Origin of the sequence: Nocardia yamanashiensis NBRC 100130 (assembly GCF_001613325.1) — a bacterium.
In the GTDB taxonomy this organism is placed as follows: Bacteria; Actinomycetota; Actinomycetes; order Mycobacteriales; family Mycobacteriaceae; genus Nocardia; species Nocardia yamanashiensis.
This window is the reverse complement of sequence record NZ_BDCD01000054.1, coordinates 1-18,637: the sequence shown is the minus strand read 5'-3', so window position 1 is coordinate 18,637 and position 18,637 is coordinate 1. Positions and strand designations below refer to the sequence as shown.

Sequence of the window (18,637 nt, the reverse complement as noted above, 5' to 3'; positions counted from 1 at the left end):
GGATTCAGCGATACGCGCGCGCGACGGCCGCCAGCCGCCGGGCGTCATTGGTACTGCGGACGGTGGGATCGGCCAGCGTGCGGGCGGCCAGCCCGCTCAGCACCCGGCCCGGCCCCACCTCCACGTAGTCGGTCGTCCCGAGTTCCATTGCGGCGGTGAGCGTCTCGACCCAGCGCACCGGTCCCGCCAGCTGCTGCCGCAACACCTCGCGGGCCCGTGCACCGGTCGACACCGCCGCGCCGGTGACCGAACTGAGCAGTGGCAGTTGCGGATCCGCGAATGGGACCTCGGCCAACGCGGCCGCGAACTCGTCCTCGATCGCGGCCATGAGCGAACAGTGGAACGGCGCGGCCACGCGAAGCTCCACGGTCTGCGCGCCCACGGCCCGGGCCGCCGCGGCCGCCGCCCGCACGGCCCCGGTCTCACCGGACAGCACGGACTGATGCGGCTCGTTGTAATTGGCGACCTCGACGACGCCCTCCACGGTCGCGCAGATCCGCTCCAGCGACGCGGCCGCCAGGCCCGTCACGGCCACCATCGTCCCCGGTGTCCGCTCGGCCACCGCCGCCATCAGGTCCCCGCGCAGCCGCACCAGCCGCAGGGCGGCCTCGAGTTCCAGCACCCCGGCCGCCACCAGCGCCTGGTACTCGCCGAGACTGTGCCCGGCCACCACATCCGGCCGCACCCCCTGCTCGGCCAACACCGCATAGGTGGCAGCGCTGGTCACCGCGATGGCCGGCTGCGCGATCTCCGTGGGCGTCAGCAACTCGGCCGAACCGGACGTGCACCAGCGCACCAGCGGCAGCTCCAGCAGCTGCTCCGCCCGCGCGAAAACCTCGGCGGCGCAAGGGTATCGATCGATCAAATGCCCGGCCATCCCGGGCCGCTGCGCCCCCTGGCCCGGAAACATCGCGAGTATCCGCCGAGTCCGTTCCACACCGCCCGGCGGCGTCACAGCGAGGCTGGAAGTCATGCCCAGACTCTGGCCGCCCCGCCTAGGCGGCGACCTCGAGCTCACCTCGAGGCAATCCAAACTCCCTGCACAGGCCAGAACAGAGATGAGCGGCTATTCGGGTGCGTTCACACCTGGCGCGGAGAGGAATTCGATAATCGTGCGGTTCACGATGTCGGGCTGTTCGAGGTAGCCGTAGTGACCGCAGCGGTCGATCTGGGTGTAGCGGGCGGAGGGGATCGCGGCGGCGACTTCGCGGCCGAGTTCGGGTGGGACCATGCGGTCGTCGGCGAAGCCGATGACGAGGGTGGGGACGGTGATGCGGCGGTAGTCGGCCAGGCGGTCGCGGGAGCGGTCCATGCCGAGTTGGGCGCGCACTCCGGCCGAGGGTTTGCCGGAGGCGGTGAATTCGAAGATGTCGAGCCATTCCTGGGCTTTGCCCGGTTCGGCGAGGGTCGCGGGTGACAGGTTCAGGATGGCTTTGATGGCGGCCGCGTAGGACGGCGGCAGTTGCACGCCTTCGTCGATCAGCGCGCGCTCGCCCCGATTGAGCATCTGCGCCACGGGATCCGGGCGACCGGTGGCGGCCATCAGCACGGCTTTGCCGACCAGGTCGGGGCGGGCCAGGGCGAGTTCGGCGACCACGCGCGAACCCATCGAGGTGCCGACCACGGCGGCGGGCCCGCCGCCGAGATGTTCGATGAGCGCGGCGATGTCACCGACCATGTCCTCCATGCGGATTCCGGCGGCGCTCTCGGCCGAGGGCGCGATCCCGCGATTGTCGAGGGTGGCCACCCGGAACCCGGCCTTGACCAGTGCGGGCACCTGGTATGTGCGCCAGACCCGTCCGGGACTGCCGGATCCCATCACCAGCACGACCAGTGGACCCGAACCGGTCACGTCGTAGTTGATCTGGATTCCGTTCAATGTGGCGACAGGCACGCGCTCTCCATGGTTTCGATAGGGGCAAGTGGCGATGCGCCGCGGTGCTCGGGCAGCGCCGAGGGCCCCGCGACCGGTCTAGTTATACTGCTTGCTAAAGTTCGCAATCAATCGAGCGGTCGTCGCACCGCTCGCCCGCCGTCTGCAGAAGGAGTGGCGCACATGCCGGGACTGCAACGGCCGCTCTACCAAATGAAGGCCGAGTTCTTCAAAACCCTGGGGCACCCGGTGCGCATCCGGGTACTGGAACTGCTCAGCCAGCGTGAACACGCGGTCTCGGAGATGGTCACCGAGATCGGCGTCGAACCGGCCAACCTGTCCCAGCAGCTGTCGATCCTGCGGCGCGCCGGTCTGGTCACCGCCCGCCGCGAAGGCCTCTCGGTCACTTACGAACTCACCAGCTCCGAAGTCGCCGAACTACTCGCCACCGCCCGAGCGATCCTCACCGGCGTGGCCACCGGACAGGTCGAAGCCCTGGAACGGCCGGCCTGACCTTCCACACCGGATCGCGTGGACAGCCACGCGGCCACTGATTGCAGAATTTCTAAACTAACTATCTAGCGGTTTCGTAAAGGAGAATTCGCCGTGACCAATCAGTCCATCGCCGTCCCCAGCGCCACCGCGGCGCCGACCGAGCACGAGCGCATCCTCGCCTGGGTGGCCGAGGTCGCCGAACTCACCGCACCGGAGCGGATCGTGTTCTGCGACGGGACCCGCGCCGAATGGGACCGGCTGACCGGGCTGCTCGTGGACAAGGGCACTTTCGTACCCCTGCACCGCAAACCGAACTCCTTCTGGTGCATCTCCGATCCCGACGATGTGGCGCGAGTGGAGGACCGGACCTTCATCTGCTCCGAACGCAAGGACGACGCCGGCCCGACTAACAACTGGGTCGATCCCCTGGACATGCGCACCGTCATGACCGAGCACTATCGCGGCGCCATGGCAGGGCGGACCATGTACGTGATCGCCTTCTGCATGGGGCCGCTGGATGCCGAGGATCCGAAATTCGGTGTGCAGATCACCGATTCGGAGTACGTGGCGGTGTCCATGCAGATCATGACCCGCTCCGGCACACCGGTCTGGGAAAAGCTCACCGCGGGAACGGAGTTCGTAAAATGCCTGCACTCGGTGGGGATGCCGCTGACCGATGGACACGCCGATGTGGCGTGGCCGTGCGACAAGACCAAGTACATCGCCCATTTCCCGGAATCGCGCACGATCTGGAGTTACGGCTCCGGCTACGGCGGCAACGCGCTGCTGGGCAAGAAGTGCTTCGCGCTGCGGATCGCCTCGGTGATCGGCCGCGACGAGGGCTGGCTGGCCGAGCACATGCTGATCCTGAAACTGACCTCGCCGCAAGGTAAGACGCACTACATCGCCGCCGCCTTCCCCTCCTCCTGCGGCAAGACCAACCTCGCCATGCTCGAACCCGCCCTGCCGGGCTGGAAGGCCGAAACCGTCGGCGACGACATCGCGTGGATGCGCTTCGGCGCGGACGGCCGGCTCTACGCGGTCAACCCGGAAGCCGGGTTCTTCGGCGTCGCACCGGGCACCGGCGCCAGGACCAACCCGAACGCCATCGCCACCATCGACCGCGGCAACTCCCTGTTCACCAATGTCGCCCGCACCGACGACGGCGACATCTGGTGGGAAGGGCTGACCGACCAGCCGCCCGCGCATCTGATCGACTGGCACGGCCACGACTGGACACCGGACTCGCAAACCCCTGCCGCGCATCCGAACTCGCGCTACTGCACCCCGATCGATCAATGCCCGTCGGTCGCGCCGGAATGGAACGACCCGGCCGGGGTGCCGATCTCGGCGATCTTCTTCGGCGGCCGCCGCGCCTCCACCATCCCGCTCATCGCCGAATCCTTCGACTGGGCGCACGGGGTCTTCACCGCCTCGGTGCTGTCCTCGGAAACCACCGCCGCCGCGGCCGGGCAGGTCGGAGTGGTGCGCCGCGATCCGATGGCGATGCTGCCGTTCCTGGGCTACCACGTCGGCGACTACTTCGCGCACTGGCTCTCCCTCGCCGACCGCGAAGGCGCGCGGTTGCCGAAGATCTTCCAGGTCAACTGGTTCCGGCGCAGCGCCGACGGCAAATTCCTCTGGCCCGGGTTCGGTGACAATGTACGGGTCCTGAAGTGGGCGCTGGACCGCCTCGACGGCGCGGCGCCCGCCGAGGAGACGCCCATCGGATACGTGCCGAGCCCCGGCGCACTGGACCTGGACGGCTTGGCCCCCGCCCAGCGCGAACTCGCGGCTGCCGCGCTGAAGGTCGATACCGGCGAGTGGGTCCGCGAGATCGCATCCATTGACGATTGGTACGCCACCATCGGCGGCAACCGATTGCCCGAAACGCTCCGCGAACAACTGGCCGCGCTGAAAACCCGTCTCGCCCAAGCGCGTTCCGACATCGCCGCCCACTGATCGTGCGCGCACTCCTACCCGCCTGGACGGACTGGAAGCCTGCGCTGCGCTCCCCCGGCGCGGACCTGCTGTCGGGATTGATCGTGGCGCTGGTGGCGCTGCCGCTGGCGCTGGGTTTCGGCATTTCCTCCGGGCTCGGCGCGGCGGCCGGTCTGGCGACCGCGGTCATCGCCGGTGCGGCGGCCGCGGTCTTCGGCGGTTCGCGGTTCCAGGTGTCCGGACCGACCGGGGCCATGACCGTGGTCCTGGTCCCCATCTTCCATCGGCACGGGGGGAGCGGGGTGCTGGCCGTGGGGCTGATGGCCGGCCTCGTGCTGGTGGTGCTCGCGGTCGCCGGGGTGGGCCGGGCAGTTCGATACATGCCCGCCCCGGTGATCGAGGGCTTCACCGCGGGCATCGCGGTAGTCATCGCACTGCAGCAGTTCCCGTCCGCGCTCGGCATCGGCGACGCCGAGGGTGAGAAGGTGTGGCAGATCGCGGCCGACGCGGTGCGCCGGTACCTGTCGCAGCCGCATCACGCGGTGCTGCTCACCGCGCTCGGGGTAGCCGCGATCATGCTGATCGGCGGGCGGTACTTCCCGAAGCTGCCCTTCGCCCTGCTGGCCGTGGCCGCCGCCACCGCCCTCGCCCGCGGCTTCCACCTGGACCTGCCCCGAATCGGCGCGCTCCCGTCCGGATTGCCCGCTCCCACACTGGGATTCGTAGCGCTCGACCGGCTGGGCTCACTCATCGCACCTGCCCTGGCCGTGGCCGCGCTCGCGGCGCTGGAATCGCTGCTGTCGGCGACCGCCGCCGATTCGATGGCCGTCGGCACCCGGCACAATCCCGACCGCGAACTGTTCGGGCAGGGGCTGGCCAATATCGCCGCACCCTTGTTCGGCGGAGTCCCCGCCACCGGCGCCATCGCCCGCACCGCGGTGAACGTGCGCTCCGGGGCCCGCACCCGCCTGGCCGCGCTCACCCACGCCGGCATCCTGGCCGCGATCATCTATCTCGCCGCGCCGCTGGTGGCCGAGGTGCCGCTGGCCGCCCTGGCCGGAGTGCTGCTGGCGACCACGGTGCGGATGGTCGAGACCGCGTCCCTCTCGGCGATCGCCCGCGCCTCCAAGGCCGACGCCGCCATCATGGCCGTCACCTTCGTGGTGACGGTGGCCCTCGATCTGGTGACCGCGGTCGCCGTCGGCGTCGCCATCGCGGTACTGCTCGCGCTACGCGCGGTCGCGAAAGAAGCACGGCTGCAACAGATCCCCCTCGAACCGCCGGTCGAGGACACCGAACACCTGGCCGAGGAACACCGCCTGCTACACGACCACGTCGTGGCCTACCGCCTGGACGGCCCGCTGTTCTTCGCCGCCGCACACCGCTTCCTGCTCGAGCTCGCCGAGGTCAGCGACGTCCACGTGATCATCCTGCGCATGTCCCACGTCACCGCGCTCGACACCACCGGCGCACTGGTGCTCAAGGACGCCGTCACCAAACTCGAACACCGCCACATCACCGTGCTGATGTCAGGTCTGCGCCCCGACCACCAGCGGCGCCTGGCCGCCATCGGCGCGCTCCCCGCCGGTGGCCCCGCGCACCTGTTCGACCACACCCCCGACGCCATCGCCCGCGCCCGCGAACTGGCGCCCACCCTCTCCCGGAGCACCACATGACCGCACCCACGACACCCACCCTCCCCCAGCGCATCCGCTACATCACCGGAGGCGTACTGCCGCAATCGATGTCGGCCTGGGTGATCGAAGATCTGACCGGCCCCGGCGCGACCCGCCGCTACCTGCTGCGCATCCTGATCCCGATCATCGCGCCACTGTGCCTGTTCCTGCTGATCCCCGGCCCCCTGTGGATCGGACTGGCGATGATGGCGCTGCTGTACCTACCTCTCATCTACTTCACCACCGCCCTGATGTACGTCTATCGCCGCGCCCGCCTGGTCAAACACGGCCTCGATCCAGCGCTGGCCGACCAACGCGAACGGCAACGCAGCGCCGCGGCACGAGACGCCTACGAAAGACGCCACGGCCGAGGCTGATTCACCACAGCAGGTTTCCGAACCGCGCCCGCAGCCCGAACCTCGCAGGCCCGCTCCCGAATCCGGCCACCGAGCGCAATGCGGCCACATCGATCCAAGTTCCCCCGATGTGGCCGTCGGACCAGCGGATCAGCTCTACGATTGCGAAGCTGACCGCACTCGAGGGGAGACATACGATGGTCGAATTCCTGCAGCGTGGAACGCGGCAGCTGGGCTATGAACTCAGCGGCACCGGCCCCACGATCGTGCTCTCGCACGGTCTCGCCGACTCCCGCGACACCTTCCGGCACCTCACCCCGCTACTGGTCGCGGCCGGCTTCCGGGTCGCCACCATCGACCTGCGCGGGCACGGCGATTCGACCCCCAAGTGGGACAGCTACACCCAATCGGACACCGCCGACGACATCGCCGCCCTCATCGACCATCTCGGCGCCCCCGCCACCGTCGCCGGTTCCTCCTTCTCCGCCGGCGCCGCCGCCATCCTCGCCGCCGGCCGCCCCGACCTGGTGAACGCCGTCATCCACCTCGGCCCCGCCACCCGCCCGGTCCGCCCCACCCGTTCCATGCTCCGCCCCGGCTACCTGCGCGGCATGATCCTGGTAGGCGCGACCATCGGCCTGCGCAGCCCGAAGTTGCTGGGCCGCTTCATGCGCGACATCGCCTACGCCACCCACCGCCCCGACGATTTCGACCAGTACCTCGAAAAACTCGTCACCACCATGTCTCAACCCGGCCGCATGGCCGCCGCAGCCGCCATGGCCATAGCCCTCCAATCCCGCACCGCCGTCAACGCCCTCCCCCGCGCCACCCAACCCGCCCTCATCATCATGGGCACCCGAGACTCCGACTTCCCCGACCCCGCCGCCGAAGCCACCGCCATCGCCGCCCTCCTCCCCGCCCCGCAAATCGTCATGATCCCCGACGCCGGCCACTACCCCCACGGCCAATTCCCCAACGAAGTCGCCGCCGCCATCCTTTCGTTCCTCGACAAGGAACCCACCGACTCGACGCCGCAGAACTGAGCGCCCGCCTACGCGAACACACCTCACGGCCGACGACCCCCGAACGGGGTGTCGTCATCGCGGTGTCGATCGGCCGGCGGGGTAATCCGCTGCGACACGCCGCAATTCGGCGGCTGAAACATCTCGGGCACGTTCGCCGATAAGCCCAAGGTGGTGACCCATGGCTTTCACTGAGTCCGAAGCGAAAGTTCTTGGTGCACTGTCGGTTCTCGGATCGGCAGGCACATTGTCCGTACCGCAACTGTGTCGCGTGACGCGGCTACCGGTGACCTCGATACATCGTGCGCTGCTACGGCTGTCGCGGAGCGGGCTGGCGATGGGTACGACGGACGGGTGGTGTAGCACCGCGCGGGGGCGTATCGCTATGACACGGCCTGTCTATCGCGAGTACGTCGGGGCGCGTTCATGACGGATCATGTGATCGGGTTCGTGCGCAAGGATGTGTCGGGCGGGGCGTGGGAGCGGGATCAGGCTCGGGTTTATGACCTTGCCGCGGAGTTCGGGTGGTCGGTGGTGCTTGTCTACCACGGGGATTCGGATCGTGCGCGCGGGCGGGTGATCAACCGGCTGATGAATCTCGCGTACAGCGAGGATGTGGGCCGGATCATCGCGCCGAGTGCCGAGCATTTCGAGGACGGTGAGCTCCCGGCGCTGGTGAAGATCGCGGAGGTGATCTGTGCGGATACCGGCACCAGATACACCAGCGCGGCGGCCGGGACCGTGCGTATCGCTTCGGCGAAGTGACCCGGGGCCGAGGGGCGGTCCCGGGTCACGCCGGGCTACGGAAGCAGCAACGTACCGAGGAAGCTGTTCACTGCCTGAATGACGTCACCGATGAAGTGCGGGATCATGCCTTGCCTCCTTCTCGAAAGATGCTTGTAGATCAACTCGATTCGCCCGCCGAGCGGGTACCCGATCGATACGGGCGCTGAGAAGTATTCGTTGCCGACGCCGAGAAGGATGGACGGTCGGTTTCAGCCAATGCGGGCGGCGGTTCGGTTTCGCGGCGGCGCAGCGGGGTAGTCCGCGATCATGACCGTGACACACGAGGCTCTCACCAGTCGAACCTTCGGATCGCGCTCGATCCCGAGCACCGGCGGGTCGATCACTCGACGCCACGACCGGCTCGCGCGCGCTCAGGCCCGGCTCGCCGCCATCGCCTGCGGCAGTGCGATCACCGCGGTCACCGTCATTTCACTGATCCCGCCGCACCTCTAGGAATCTGCCACCGAAGCCCGGAATCGACGGAGACCTCGCTGCAGGAGGGTGAGGTCCCAGAGACTCGCGGGGGTGCGTTCGGGGTCCATCAATTCGTTCTCCGCCAGCGGGCTGTCCTCGTTCTGGACGGTGTCCGTGTCGAAGCGCACCAGGGTGCGGCCGGGCTTGCGCAGGGCTTCGACGGTGGCCAGGAGTGAGCTTGTGCGGGAGAGCGTTTCGTCGAACAGGGCGGGCGCGACATCGAGGTGTTCGCACAACAACTGCTTGCGGATATCGAGGATGGTCGAACGGAGTTCGGCGGCATCGGGGGTGGCGTCGGTGACCTCCACGATCAGATCGCACTCGCTGTCGAACCCCATTGAACGGTTGTTGAGGTTGGATGAGCCCACCCGCAGGATGCGGTCATCCATCACCAGCACTTTCGCGTGGACGTACACGGGAGCGCCGCCTTCGGTGACGGGATAGTAGACGCCGAGCCGGCCGCCGGTGTCGGCTTCCCAGAGCAGGTGCAGCAGCCGGCTGCGCGCACCATCCATCGCCAGCTGTTCCAGCCAGCCGTCGGCGTGCCGGGGCAGCACCACAACGATTTCCGGACCGTCCGGTTCGCGCAGGCGGGCGGCCAGCGCCTCGGCCAGCGTGCGTGAGGCCAGGTATTGGCTCTCGATGTAGAGCGAGCGGGAAGCACTCGCGATGGCGGCCAGGTAGAAGGCTTCGATCTCCCGGGTTTCGATCCGGTCGGCATGCGCGGGCAGGGTTCTGGCGATCCCGACATCGACATTGCGCATGATCGGCCGGAGACCCCGCGGCCAAGGCCTGCTACCGGGATCATCGACGGGTTCGAGCTCCTCGCCCGTCGCGGCCTGCCAGCGCGCACGCGCCAACTCCCCCATGGCGCGCGCCGCCGCCCCGTCGACGGCGGTGGTCGCATCGTGCCACGGCCCGTAGACGTTCCCGTTCGGCTCGGTGCGATAGTGGTTCTCGTCGCGATGATCGCTGGTGTCCCAGCGATCCACGGTCATGTCGATACCGCCGCAGAACGCCAGCGCATCATCGATCACCACGATCTTCTGATGATGCGCCGAGCCGATCGGATGCGCGCCGTCGATCTCGAGATGCAACCGCCGATCGGTCATCCAATTGATGACGAAGATCGGCGTCATCCCTCGCCCGATCGCCGCGAACGCACCGAGATTCCACTTCAGCAGATAGATGTCCAGATCCGGTCGCTGCCTGGGCAACCAGGTCAGGAACCGGCCCAGCGTATCGGGCCCGGCCAAGGTCTTGCCCTGCGGTTCGAACTTGATCCGGGTGTCGAAATCCCACCCGATCAACACGATTCGCTTGCGCGCCTGCAACATCGCCGACTTCACGTACCGGAAGTAGTCGGCCGCATCGACGATGCAGGCCAGCCGATCAGCCTTCGCGATCTGCCAGCAGGTCTCGCCGGGAACCAGCACCGGTCGATCAGTACCCGTCATGCTCTCCCCTTCGCCCGCACCCCGCGCCTCAAAAGGCCAACATTTCAGACAGTACCGTCCCTGCGCGCCGCCAGCGGTGCGAGCACCGTCCGCAATCACCCCTCGAACCGCACCTGACCAGCGCCGCAGCGATAGATTGACGTGATGACGACCACCGACGCCGCCGTCGCGCGAGCCCAGGAACTGATCGTCGCCGCCGCTTACGGCTCCGGGCCACCGAACCGGTGCAGCAATTACTGGCGATCTTCGATGTTTTCGACGAGTGGTTCGCCGCGCGGGCATCGAGCGCCTACGTTACCTCCGTGACATCGTCGCCGGCCCGCACCCAGTCATCGCGGGCAAGCGATCGCCTCCAATGAAAAAGCCCCACACCGATTTCGGTGCGGAGCTTTTCACGAGCTCGATCCCGCGGAATCAGATAGCGCGGACGTCCTGGGCTTGCGGACCCTTCTGGCCCTGCTCCACCGAGAACTCGACACGCTGACCTTCGTCGAGGGATTTGTAACCCCCGCCGCTCACCGCCGAGTAGTGAACGAAAACGTCCGGACCGCCGCCGTCTTGAGCGATGAAGCCGAAGCCTTTTTCACCGTTGAACCACTTCACACTGCCTTGGGCCATGTTGTAAGCCACATCTTTTCTGTAGTGAGCCGGGCAAATTCTTGATGAGAAGCCCGTTCTCGATCACTGACTATGCCACAGTGCATCCCGATCAGCAGCATCGGGCTGGTTGGAAATCAGGATGAATGCCGTGTATTCCGCCGGCGGAACGCATATCTCCCGATGCGGGAGCGGCAGCGGGCGATCGCGATAGCGGCAGCCAGGGGTGACGACGATGCGGCAGGCCGGGTTCGCGGCGTCGCGGTGACCGGCGATCCAGGCGCGCATATCCGGTGTATCGAGACTGGGGAGCGCGGTCGCCGCGATTGCCCAATCCACTTCCGGCGCTATGGCTTTGGTGGCGGTGATGGATACGACCACCGCGTCGGTGGTATGCCAGCAATGATCCATGACCGTCTACCCCTCTCGGTTGCCACTGGGGAAGACGGCCCGAGAGCATGGCCTGGGTTCGACAGCGGTGAGCTGCCCACTCATCGTAGGTGAAAATCATTCGCAGGAGGGGTTTCATGGAAACGCCACATCGGACGAGGTCCACCTCGGGGCAGGCCAATGCACCGGCATTCGGATCGAGAAGGGTTGTCCGCCAATCCGATACAGCGCACCCGCACTGTCGGCTAGGCGAATCCGCATGCGTCAACGTGTCTTGTCCGACGCGCCCGAGACGGTGGCGGGCCGATGCTCACCACTGCCGGTGAACGGGGATCGGGTATAGCGTAGAGAGAGCTGGTCGCTGTGTAAGCATCGCCAATCAGGCGGTGCAGCCTCCGGTGGACCCGGCCGTCCACGGTCAGATGGGAGCGTCGCCATGACGCTGCTCCACCAGGTCTACAGCTCGAAATCGATACCGTCACACCGCGGAAGCGCGAAATGAGCGCGATCCCGGGATCCGCCGCCGATCGGCCTATACCGGTGCACCGGCCGTGGCCCGAGGCCGATGATCTGACCGATGACGACGCCGGGATCACGGCCTTCCTGACTCTCGGGGACGATCTCGTGCGAAACCTGCTGGACGTGCTCCAGCGTCTCGATCGACTGCGCGGCGTGCTCGAGGACACCAAATCGACGCTGCTGCAGGTCGATTCGGCCACCATCGATGTACGCGAGCTGGTGGCGCGACTGGAAGTCGATCTGCGGAGCGCCAATACGAGCATGCTCGCCATCGCCGGCAATTGGCTGATGACAGCACCCGAGCGTCGCAGCCCGCTCGTCATCAAGGGGGTGCGGCGTTGATCGCGGCGCACGCCTATTCGAGATAGTCCTGCAGCAATTGCGAGCGTGACGGGTGCCGCAACTTCGACATCGTCTTCGCCTCGATCTGACGGATCCGCTCCCGGGTGACGCCGTAGACCTTCCCGATATCGTCGAGCGTCCGGGGCCGTCCGTCGCTCAGGCCGTACCGCAGGCGCATGACCCCGGCCTCGCGCTCACTGAGCGTTTCGAGCACCGCCTCCAGTTGCTCCTGCAACAGGGTGAACGCGACGGCGTCGAGTGCGACGACAGCCTCGGAGTCCTCGATGAAATCACCGAACTGGCCGCTGCCTTCCTCCCCGATTGCCTGATCCAGCGAGACCGGCTCCCGTGCGATCTGGCGAATCTCGAGCACCCGCGCGGGTGGGATACCCAGTTCGTCGGCGACCTCTTCCACGGTGGCCTCGCGGCTGAGCTGCTGAAACAGCTCACGCTGGACTCGCGAGAGCCGGTTGATGATCTCCACCATATGGACCGGGATGCGGATGGTGCGCGACTGATCGGCCATGGCGCGCGAGATGGCCTGCCGAATCCACCAGGTGGCGTAGGTCGAGAACTTGAATCCCCGGCTGTAGTCGAACTTCTCGACGGCGCGCACCAGGCCCAGATTGCCCTCCTGGATCAGGTCGAGAAACGCCATGCCGTGTCCGCTGTAGCGTTTGGCGATCGACACCACCAGCCGCAGATTCGCTTCCAGCAGATGATTCTTGGCGCGCACACCGTCGAGCGCGATCCAGGCCAGATCCCGCCGCCGCGCCGCATCGACCCCCGGCGCCAGCAGGGATTCGACCCGTAGCTTCTCCGCGGCATACAGCCCGACTTCGATCCGGATCGCCAGCTCGACCTCTTCGACCGCGGACAGCAGCGGAACCCGCCCGATCTGCTTCAGATACGCCCGCGTCGAATCCCCGCCCGCGGTGAGTTCGGCTTCCCTGCGAGCCCGGCGCAGGACCGCGGACTCGTCCTCGTCCCACACGGTGTCGACAGCCTCACCACCGCCGCCGATACGCGCTAGATCGCCGGTTCCGCTGGAATTCTTCGCCACATTCGCCTCTCCGAGATATTCGGGTGGCATCGCGATTCGAAGACGAACCGCAGAGAGGCCTCGAGTGGCTCGGCAATCGCCGGAACCACCAACCAGCCTACTAGCCGACGGCGTTCGCGTACTGTGGGACGCGACGAGGCCGTCTAGGCCTTCCGAACAAAGGACCGATCAGTTGTCCGATAAATCTCCGCGTAGCAAGATGTCCAAGGCTCAGGGCAAGTCCCTGAAGGAAAAACGAGCGGAGAAGAAGGCCAAATCGGCCGACCCGCAATCCGGTATCGAAGGATCCGAGAGCGGGGCGAAGAAGCGCCGATAGACCGGCCTGATCAGGCCGGTACGGCCCCGGACTCCGAGCGTCCGGGGCCGTTTCGCACCAATTACGCTGCGGCCGTGCCGAAATGCTGCCGGTACCGCTCAGGGGTGGTGCCGAGACGGCGGGTGAAGACCCTGTGCAGCGTCTCGCCGTGCCGGTAACCGATCTGGCGGGCGATCGCGCCGATGGTCAGCTCGGTCGATTCCAAGAGCCGGCGCGCGGCTTCGATGCGCAGATCCTCGACGAAAGTTCCTGGCGTGCTGCCTGTTTCGGCACGGAAGCCACGTGCGAAACCGCGTTCGCTCATCCCTGCCCGGCGCGCGAGAGCGGCCACCGAGAGATCGTCGCCGAGGTGATCGGGCAGCCACTGCTGCACCGCGCGGATGGCCGGAGTTCTGGCCGGCTGGGCGCGCAGCTGGGCGCTAAACTGCGCTTGCCCGCCCGGTCGCCGAGTGAACACCACTGCGACACGCGCGATCATGGCGGCGGTTTCGCGACCGTGGTCGTCCTCGACCAGCGCCAAGGCCAGATCGACGCCCGCGGACATCCCCGCCGATGTCCAGCGGTTGCGATCGCGGACGTAGATGCGGTCCGGCTCGACGGTCACCCGCGGAAAGCGTTGTGCCAGTATGCCGGTCGTGGTCCAGTGGGTGGTGGCACGGTAGCCGTCCAGCAGTCCGGCGGCGGCCAGCAGCAATGCTCCCCCGCACACCGAGGTCACCCGGCGCGCCTTGCGGGCCAGTGCGGGCAACTCCGGAATCACCTCGGCGGCACCGGAACCGGCGACATCGCCGCCGACCACGACGAGGGTGTCGAAGTCGTCGCCCGCGGCGATGTCGGTGAGCGAATGCGCGACCGAGAGGGTCAGTCCGCCATCAGCGTTGATCGCCCGGCCGCCGGGTGAGGCGGTCAGCAGGCGGTACGGCAGCCACGCCGAGCCGCCGTTCGTGCGCACCGGATCGTCCCCGGTCGTGCTCACCTCCCACCGCAGCTCCGGCGGCAGCTGGTCGGGCGGGCGCGATGCCAGATCGTTGAGGAGCGCGAACACATCCATGGGTCCGGCCAGTTCGGACAGCTGCATGCCTTGGAAGACAACGAAAACGATGGTGCGAGCCGCCGGCATCTCGCCATCATCGCAGCCGGTGCGGCGAACTGTCACGGTCAGCCGCTGATCGATCCCGCCGTATCCCGAACGGCGTGACGGTCCAGGAAGGGGATCATCAGCGCGGCCACTCGCTCGGGGAACTGCGCATGGGGGTAATGGCCGCCCTGATCGATAACGGCGACCTGGCCGAGCCCCGGGGGCAGCGCGGCGACGATCCGGTTGCCCTCCGCCACCGGATCCGGGTAGTCCGGATCCTCCGAGCCCATGATCACCAGTGCGGGACAACGTACTTCGGCTATCCGGGCCTGAGCGTCCGCGGGCGATGTCTTGCCGGTCTTCCGGAATTCGGTCCACCGGCCAGGCTGCTCCAGCAGGTCCCGCAATTCGCGCAGGTAATGGTCGTGGTCGGCGGGTCGGGTCGGATATGCCACGCCGCCCAGGTACCGGAACCACAGCCCAGGCGAGTTGAACACCTGCGTACCGATCAACTGCGCTATTCCGCGCCGGTAACGCCGGACCGACCACAGGGCATGGAAGTCGAGCGCGGGGACCAGTGTGAACGGGTTGATCTCGATGATCGCCGACACCAACTCGGGAGCCTCGGCGGCCGCGATGGTGGCCGATCCGCCCGCCAGCGAATGCCCGGCCACGACCGCCGGTCCCCCGAAATGCCGGATGACGCCGAGGATGTCGAGGGCGACATCGGTCCGGCTGATCGCGGCCTTGCCGGTCACCGACGGCCAGTCCAGGCTGGATTCACCATGCCCGCGCATATCGACGTTCACCACCCGATATCCGGCCGCCGCCACGGGACCCATCAAATGCCGGAAGTCCTGACGGCTGCACCCCATCCCGTGCGCCAGCACAACCAACGGGCCCTCGCCGACCACGTCACAGGCGATCCGCCCGTGCTCGAGCGCTACGAATTCGGTCATTTTCCGCTCCTACCAACGTTTTTCGACCAGCTGCCGCCGATTGCGGCATGCGGGAATTGAACGCCGCGAACGGTCTCCGGCCGAGCCCTCTGGCCGGACCGATCAGCCGCATGACCGTTGCGATCAGACACTGACCACACCGGAGCAATCGCACCGAACTACAGGCACCGAACCGCTCCATAGCCGCGACGGGCCGTCCTGTGCGTCATGATCGGAGTTTCAGGGCAGCCGGTCGGGGAAGGCGACTGCCATGGACGGTGACGAAAACGCGGACGATAGACAGGCCGATGGGCAAGTGTCGGTGTTGCTCATCGCGGACCCGGGCAAACCTGCGGCCGTCGCCGAGCAACTGGCGGAACGACTGCCCGAGCTCCTGAGCAGCCGTGACCGTTCCGGCCGCCGCTGGACGACGGCTGTGCGTCGCGAGCCCTACCTCCCTGACGAGCAAGCCGATCTCGCCGAGGTGATCGAAGCGGTCGACCCGTCGGCGGAATCCGAGGATCTCGTCGTCTATCTCACCGATCTCCCCCGCCGCGCGGACACCCTGCCGATCGTGGCCGAGGTCAGCACCGACCACCGATTCGCGCTCGTCTCCGTACCCGGCGTCGGCGGGCTCCGCCTCCAACAACGCCTCCACACCGTCACCGAACTCGCGATCAGCCACATGCTCGGCGATCCGGAACTCACCACCGCCCGCGCCGAACGCAAGTTTCCGTCCACGCCGATCCCCGGCGGCACCAGATATTTCGCCCCGCCAGGACTGCGCCGACTACGCCTGCTGTCGGGAATGGTGCGAGCCAACCGGCCCTGGCGGCTGGTCACCGGACTGTCGAAAGTGCTCGTCGGCGCCTTCGCCACGGGCGCGGTCGCACTCGCCACCAGCACCATCTGGCAATTCGCCGACACCATGGGCCCATGGCGCATGAGCGCGGCAACGCTCCTGTCGATCACTGCGCTGATCCTGTGGCTGATCCTCGACCACGAACTCTGGGAGCGACCGAAATCGCCCACCGATCGCAACCGCTCCGCGCTCTACAACGCGGCGACCGCCCTCACCCTGATCACCGGCGTCACCGTCCTGCACCTGGCCCTGTTCGCCCTGCTGCTGGCCACCGCGTCCCTGACACTGCCCCCGGGCCTGTTCTCGCGCGAACTCGGACACACGGTAACCCTCACCGACTACCTCACCCTGGCATGGTTACTGGCCTCGGTCGCCACCATCGGCGGGGCCCTGGGCTCCGGTCTCGAAGACGACACCGCGGTCACCGAAGCGGCATACGGAAACCGGCAACGCCAGCGCCTCGGTCATTCGGGCAACCCGTCGCGCCAATAGAGTTCGACCGGATTGAAGCCGGGCGGGTCGGGAAGACGCGGCGGGATGCGATGATATCCCGCTTCCTTCATGGTGTTTCGGACGATGTCGCCGTCGATGTATTTGTCGTGCACCTCCAGGACTACCCGGTCCACGCGGTCCAGCCACGGCTGCGGCTCGGCGAAGATGTCGGACGTGCGACGCCTAGTCAATCGATCTAGTCGAGACCGCTGAGCTCGAAGCCTGTCATCGTAAAGCCCGTCGGCTTGTCGCGTAGTTGAGCGTGCATCTGCCCCAACAGGTTCGCATACAACGCGAAGTCCATGACTCTGATGTTCTCCACTGTCAGTTCACCTCCGGCTTTGGGCGGGAGCGTGAAGGCGTATACCTCGTCGGGGCCGAGGATCAGTCCACGACGCTCCGCGCCCTGCGCGAGCGCGGCCAGCAGGTATCGGTCTTGCCCTTCAATGGTGTCGAGATCAGCTTGGGCGGCTTGTGGTGTGGGCCAGGTCCACTCGTAGGTGCCCGTCACTAGATCCAGAATCCAGATACCCTCGGCCGATCCAAACAGGATGTCCCCGAATGCGGTTGCACACCAAGGATCCTGGCCCCCGGTAACCAGCCAGGACCAGGACTCCAACGCAACGTCGTACTGTTCCGGACTGAAGACACGAATGAGATCCACCTCGGCATCCTGGTATATCCAGCGCAACGCCGCAATGATGGGCTTCGCTCTGTCTTCGGCATGACCGCGCACTGACCTGGCACGAGTTCGCCCCGGGCCGTTGATCTTCCGCGGGACGACGCTGGCCGCTTCGAACCGCGCGGCTCGCAGCAATGCAGTGCGTTGGATGACTGGTCGACGAGAGCCGACTGGCTGTATACGCCTACCTATCGGGCAAAATCGGGGTCCCTATCGGATCGTGCACGGAAAGGGTCGATTTACCTGTGGACACCGAGGACTACCTCAAGTTGATTCGGGCCCTGCTCGACGACTCACCCGAAAGCCGAGACCGCGCCGCCGACGAGTGCACCGACCAGATCGGAGCCTACGATCCCGAGCAGGAAACCACGCTCCTGCACATGCTCCTGTGGTCGGCACAGGTGGAGACATCACCGACCGCCATGGAGTCCGAACTGAACGCTGCGTGTGCGATTGTCAGCGCGGGAGCACCGAGCAGCACGATCGCGGCACCGTTGTCTCGAATCGACAGGTCGAAACTAACCGGCTCGGCGATCGAACACTACGACTACCTGGTAGGCGAGTCCGGTCGAACAGCTTGATAGCGAACGCTCATCGGCATTCGCGTGCACCCGCCGACCGAGTCCGCGGCTGGTTCCGAACGCCCGGGTCGCGGTATTTCCGGATGGTTGGCGTCTGATCGGTTCCCGACCTAGGTTCGGCATATGGACACCGTGGTCGAGTCTGCTCCCTACGCGAAGGACTTCATCGAGTGCGGGGCACCGGCCGATGCCACCGTGGTCGAGGTCCTCACGGGCGGGAGGCATGAGTGGGACCTTCACGGAACCTGCCCGAGCTGTGAAAATGAGTGGTACGAGTGTGATTTCGGACCGCCACCAGCGAGTATTCGCGCGGCGATTCTGGCGGCCAACGGCCCCACCGTGCTCGATCTCGTGGGCCGGAGCGCCACACCAGCCGCGGTGATGCGCGCGCTGCGCCAGGTCCGGTCGCTCTCGCTGCCGCAAGCGCGGGCCATGGCCGATGACCTTCTGCGCACCGGACTTCGAGGGACTCTGGTGGAGATGGAATCCCTCGCACGCCCGCTTCGCGCGGCCGGTGCTGTTGTCAGGATTCGGTCGACCAGCGCAGATGGCCTTTGAGCCCAGGCTTGTCGATGTTCTCAGCACGAGTCCCACGAGTTGTCTCGGAATCTGCGGACACGACGACGTCCTCGAGATGCCCCGGGGCCGTATATCTTCAGTTGATTGCGCTGGCCGCTGCGGACCGCGCGGGTCGCGG

Annotated in this window: 20 protein-coding genes and 1 pseudogene; 11 read left to right on the top strand and 10 right to left on the bottom strand. The window is 66.9% G+C overall.

Annotated features, from left to right (window positions below):
- Positions 1-4: 4 nt before the first annotated feature.
- Entirely contained in the window at positions 5-973 is a 969-nt protein-coding gene (gene fabD / locus NY1_RS40135) for an ACP S-malonyltransferase (protein ID WP_218028566.1), read from the bottom strand.
- Positions 974-1,066: 93 nt separating this feature from the next.
- Positions 1,067-1,894 carry an alpha/beta fold hydrolase gene (locus NY1_RS40130; RefSeq protein ID WP_067723041.1) on the bottom strand — a complete coding sequence of 276 codons (828 nt, stop codon included), beginning with the start codon at positions 1,892-1,894 and terminating at the stop codon, positions 1,067-1,069.
- Between the two features lie 162 nt (positions 1,895-2,056).
- Here NY1_RS40130 and NY1_RS40125 point away from each other — a divergent pair, with 162 nt between their 5' ends.
- From NY1_RS40125 to NY1_RS40095, 7 genes are all read left to right on the top strand, one after another.
- On the top strand, positions 2,057-2,386 hold the full coding sequence (locus NY1_RS40125) for an ArsR/SmtB family transcription factor (RefSeq protein WP_067723039.1): 330 nt from the start codon (positions 2,057-2,059) through the stop codon (positions 2,384-2,386).
- Between the two features lie 93 nt (positions 2,387-2,479).
- A complete protein-coding gene (locus NY1_RS40120; protein ID WP_067723037.1) occupies positions 2,480-4,330 on the top strand; it encodes a phosphoenolpyruvate carboxykinase (GTP) in 1,851 nt (616 codons plus the stop codon).
- Between the two features lie 2 nt (positions 4,331-4,332).
- Entirely contained in the window at positions 4,333-5,985 is a 1,653-nt protein-coding gene (locus NY1_RS40115; RefSeq protein ID WP_067723035.1) for a SulP family inorganic anion transporter, read from the top strand.
- Positions 5,982-6,362 carry a DUF5313 family protein gene (locus tag NY1_RS40110; RefSeq protein ID WP_067723029.1) on the top strand — a complete coding sequence of 127 codons (381 nt, stop codon included), beginning with the start codon at positions 5,982-5,984 and terminating at the stop codon, positions 6,360-6,362. Before NY1_RS40115 ends, NY1_RS40110 begins: the two co-directional genes overlap by 4 nt.
- Positions 6,363-6,538: 176 nt before the next feature.
- Positions 6,539-7,384, top strand: coding sequence for an alpha/beta fold hydrolase (locus NY1_RS40105; protein WP_067723028.1), 846 nt, complete (start codon positions 6,539-6,541; stop codon positions 7,382-7,384).
- A 405-nt stretch (positions 7,385-7,789) separates the two neighbouring features.
- Positions 7,790-8,128, top strand: coding sequence for a hypothetical protein (locus NY1_RS40100; RefSeq protein WP_157762817.1), 339 nt, complete (start codon positions 7,790-7,792; stop codon positions 8,126-8,128).
- Between the two features lie 288 nt (positions 8,129-8,416).
- The gene (locus tag NY1_RS40095) at positions 8,417-8,602 is read left to right on the top strand and encodes a hypothetical protein (RefSeq protein ID WP_067723026.1); all 186 of its coding nucleotides are present in this window, start codon (positions 8,417-8,419) and stop codon (positions 8,600-8,602) included.
- Here the strand turns inward: NY1_RS40095 and NY1_RS40090 are convergent.
- The 3 genes from NY1_RS40090 to NY1_RS40080 form a co-directional block, all read right to left on the bottom strand.
- Complete coding sequence (locus NY1_RS40090) at positions 8,599-10,080, bottom strand: phospholipase D-like domain-containing protein (RefSeq protein WP_067723025.1); 1,482 nt, start codon at positions 10,078-10,080, stop codon at positions 8,599-8,601. The genes NY1_RS40095 and NY1_RS40090 overlap by 4 nt on opposite strands.
- Before the next feature lie 414 nt (positions 10,081-10,494).
- Complete coding sequence (locus NY1_RS40085; RefSeq protein ID WP_067723082.1) at positions 10,495-10,698, bottom strand: cold-shock protein; 204 nt, start codon at positions 10,696-10,698, stop codon at positions 10,495-10,497.
- Between the two features lie 63 nt (positions 10,699-10,761).
- Positions 10,762-11,088 (bottom strand): hypothetical protein, encoded by a 327-nt coding sequence (locus NY1_RS40080; protein WP_067723024.1) that lies wholly within the window; start codon positions 11,086-11,088, stop codon positions 10,762-10,764.
- Between the two features lie 477 nt (positions 11,089-11,565).
- On the opposite strand from NY1_RS40080, the gene NY1_RS40075 reads away from it, so the two are divergent.
- Positions 11,566-11,928, top strand: a complete 363-nt coding sequence (locus NY1_RS40075) for a hypothetical protein (RefSeq protein ID WP_067723023.1) — start codon at positions 11,566-11,568, stop codon at positions 11,926-11,928.
- Positions 11,929-11,941: 13 nt separating this feature from the next.
- Here NY1_RS40075 and rpoD read toward each other — a convergent pair.
- The 3 genes and pseudogenes from rpoD to NY1_RS40060 form a co-directional block, all read right to left on the bottom strand.
- A pseudogene (gene rpoD, locus NY1_RS40070) lies at positions 11,942-12,928 on the bottom strand (RNA polymerase sigma factor RpoD); the annotation flags it as partial.
- Positions 12,929-13,368: 440 nt separating this feature from the next.
- Positions 13,369-14,427, bottom strand: a complete 1,059-nt coding sequence (locus NY1_RS40065; RefSeq protein WP_067723081.1) for a GlxA family transcriptional regulator — start codon at positions 14,425-14,427, stop codon at positions 13,369-13,371.
- 38 nt (positions 14,428-14,465) lie between these two features.
- Positions 14,466-15,344, bottom strand: a complete 879-nt coding sequence (locus NY1_RS40060) for an alpha/beta fold hydrolase (protein WP_067723022.1) — start codon at positions 15,342-15,344, stop codon at positions 14,466-14,468.
- Between the two features lie 250 nt (positions 15,345-15,594).
- Between NY1_RS40060 and NY1_RS40055 the strand changes: the two genes are divergently transcribed.
- Entirely contained in the window at positions 15,595-16,677 is a 1,083-nt protein-coding gene (locus NY1_RS40055; protein ID WP_067723021.1) for a hypothetical protein, read from the top strand.
- Here NY1_RS40055 and NY1_RS43525 read toward each other — a convergent pair.
- Both NY1_RS43525 and NY1_RS40050 read right to left on the bottom strand, forming a co-directional pair.
- On the bottom strand, positions 16,650-16,868 hold the full coding sequence (locus NY1_RS43525; RefSeq protein ID WP_157762816.1) for a hypothetical protein: 219 nt from the start codon (positions 16,866-16,868) through the stop codon (positions 16,650-16,652). The genes NY1_RS40055 and NY1_RS43525 overlap by 28 nt on opposite strands.
- Positions 16,869-16,873: 5 nt before the next feature.
- Positions 16,874-17,341, bottom strand: coding sequence for a T6SS immunity protein Tdi1 domain-containing protein (locus NY1_RS40050; protein ID WP_169815481.1), 468 nt, complete (start codon positions 17,339-17,341; stop codon positions 16,874-16,876).
- 263 nt (positions 17,342-17,604) lie between these two features.
- Here NY1_RS40050 and NY1_RS40045 point away from each other — a divergent pair, with 263 nt between their 5' ends.
- Both NY1_RS40045 and NY1_RS40040 read left to right on the top strand, forming a co-directional pair.
- Positions 17,605-17,940, top strand: coding sequence for a hypothetical protein (locus NY1_RS40045; protein ID WP_067723019.1), 336 nt, complete (start codon positions 17,605-17,607; stop codon positions 17,938-17,940).
- Positions 17,941-18,063: 123 nt separating this feature from the next.
- Positions 18,064-18,498 (top strand): hypothetical protein, encoded by a 435-nt coding sequence (locus NY1_RS40040; protein ID WP_084536279.1) that lies wholly within the window; start codon positions 18,064-18,066, stop codon positions 18,496-18,498.
- Positions 18,499-18,637 lie beyond the last annotated feature (139 nt).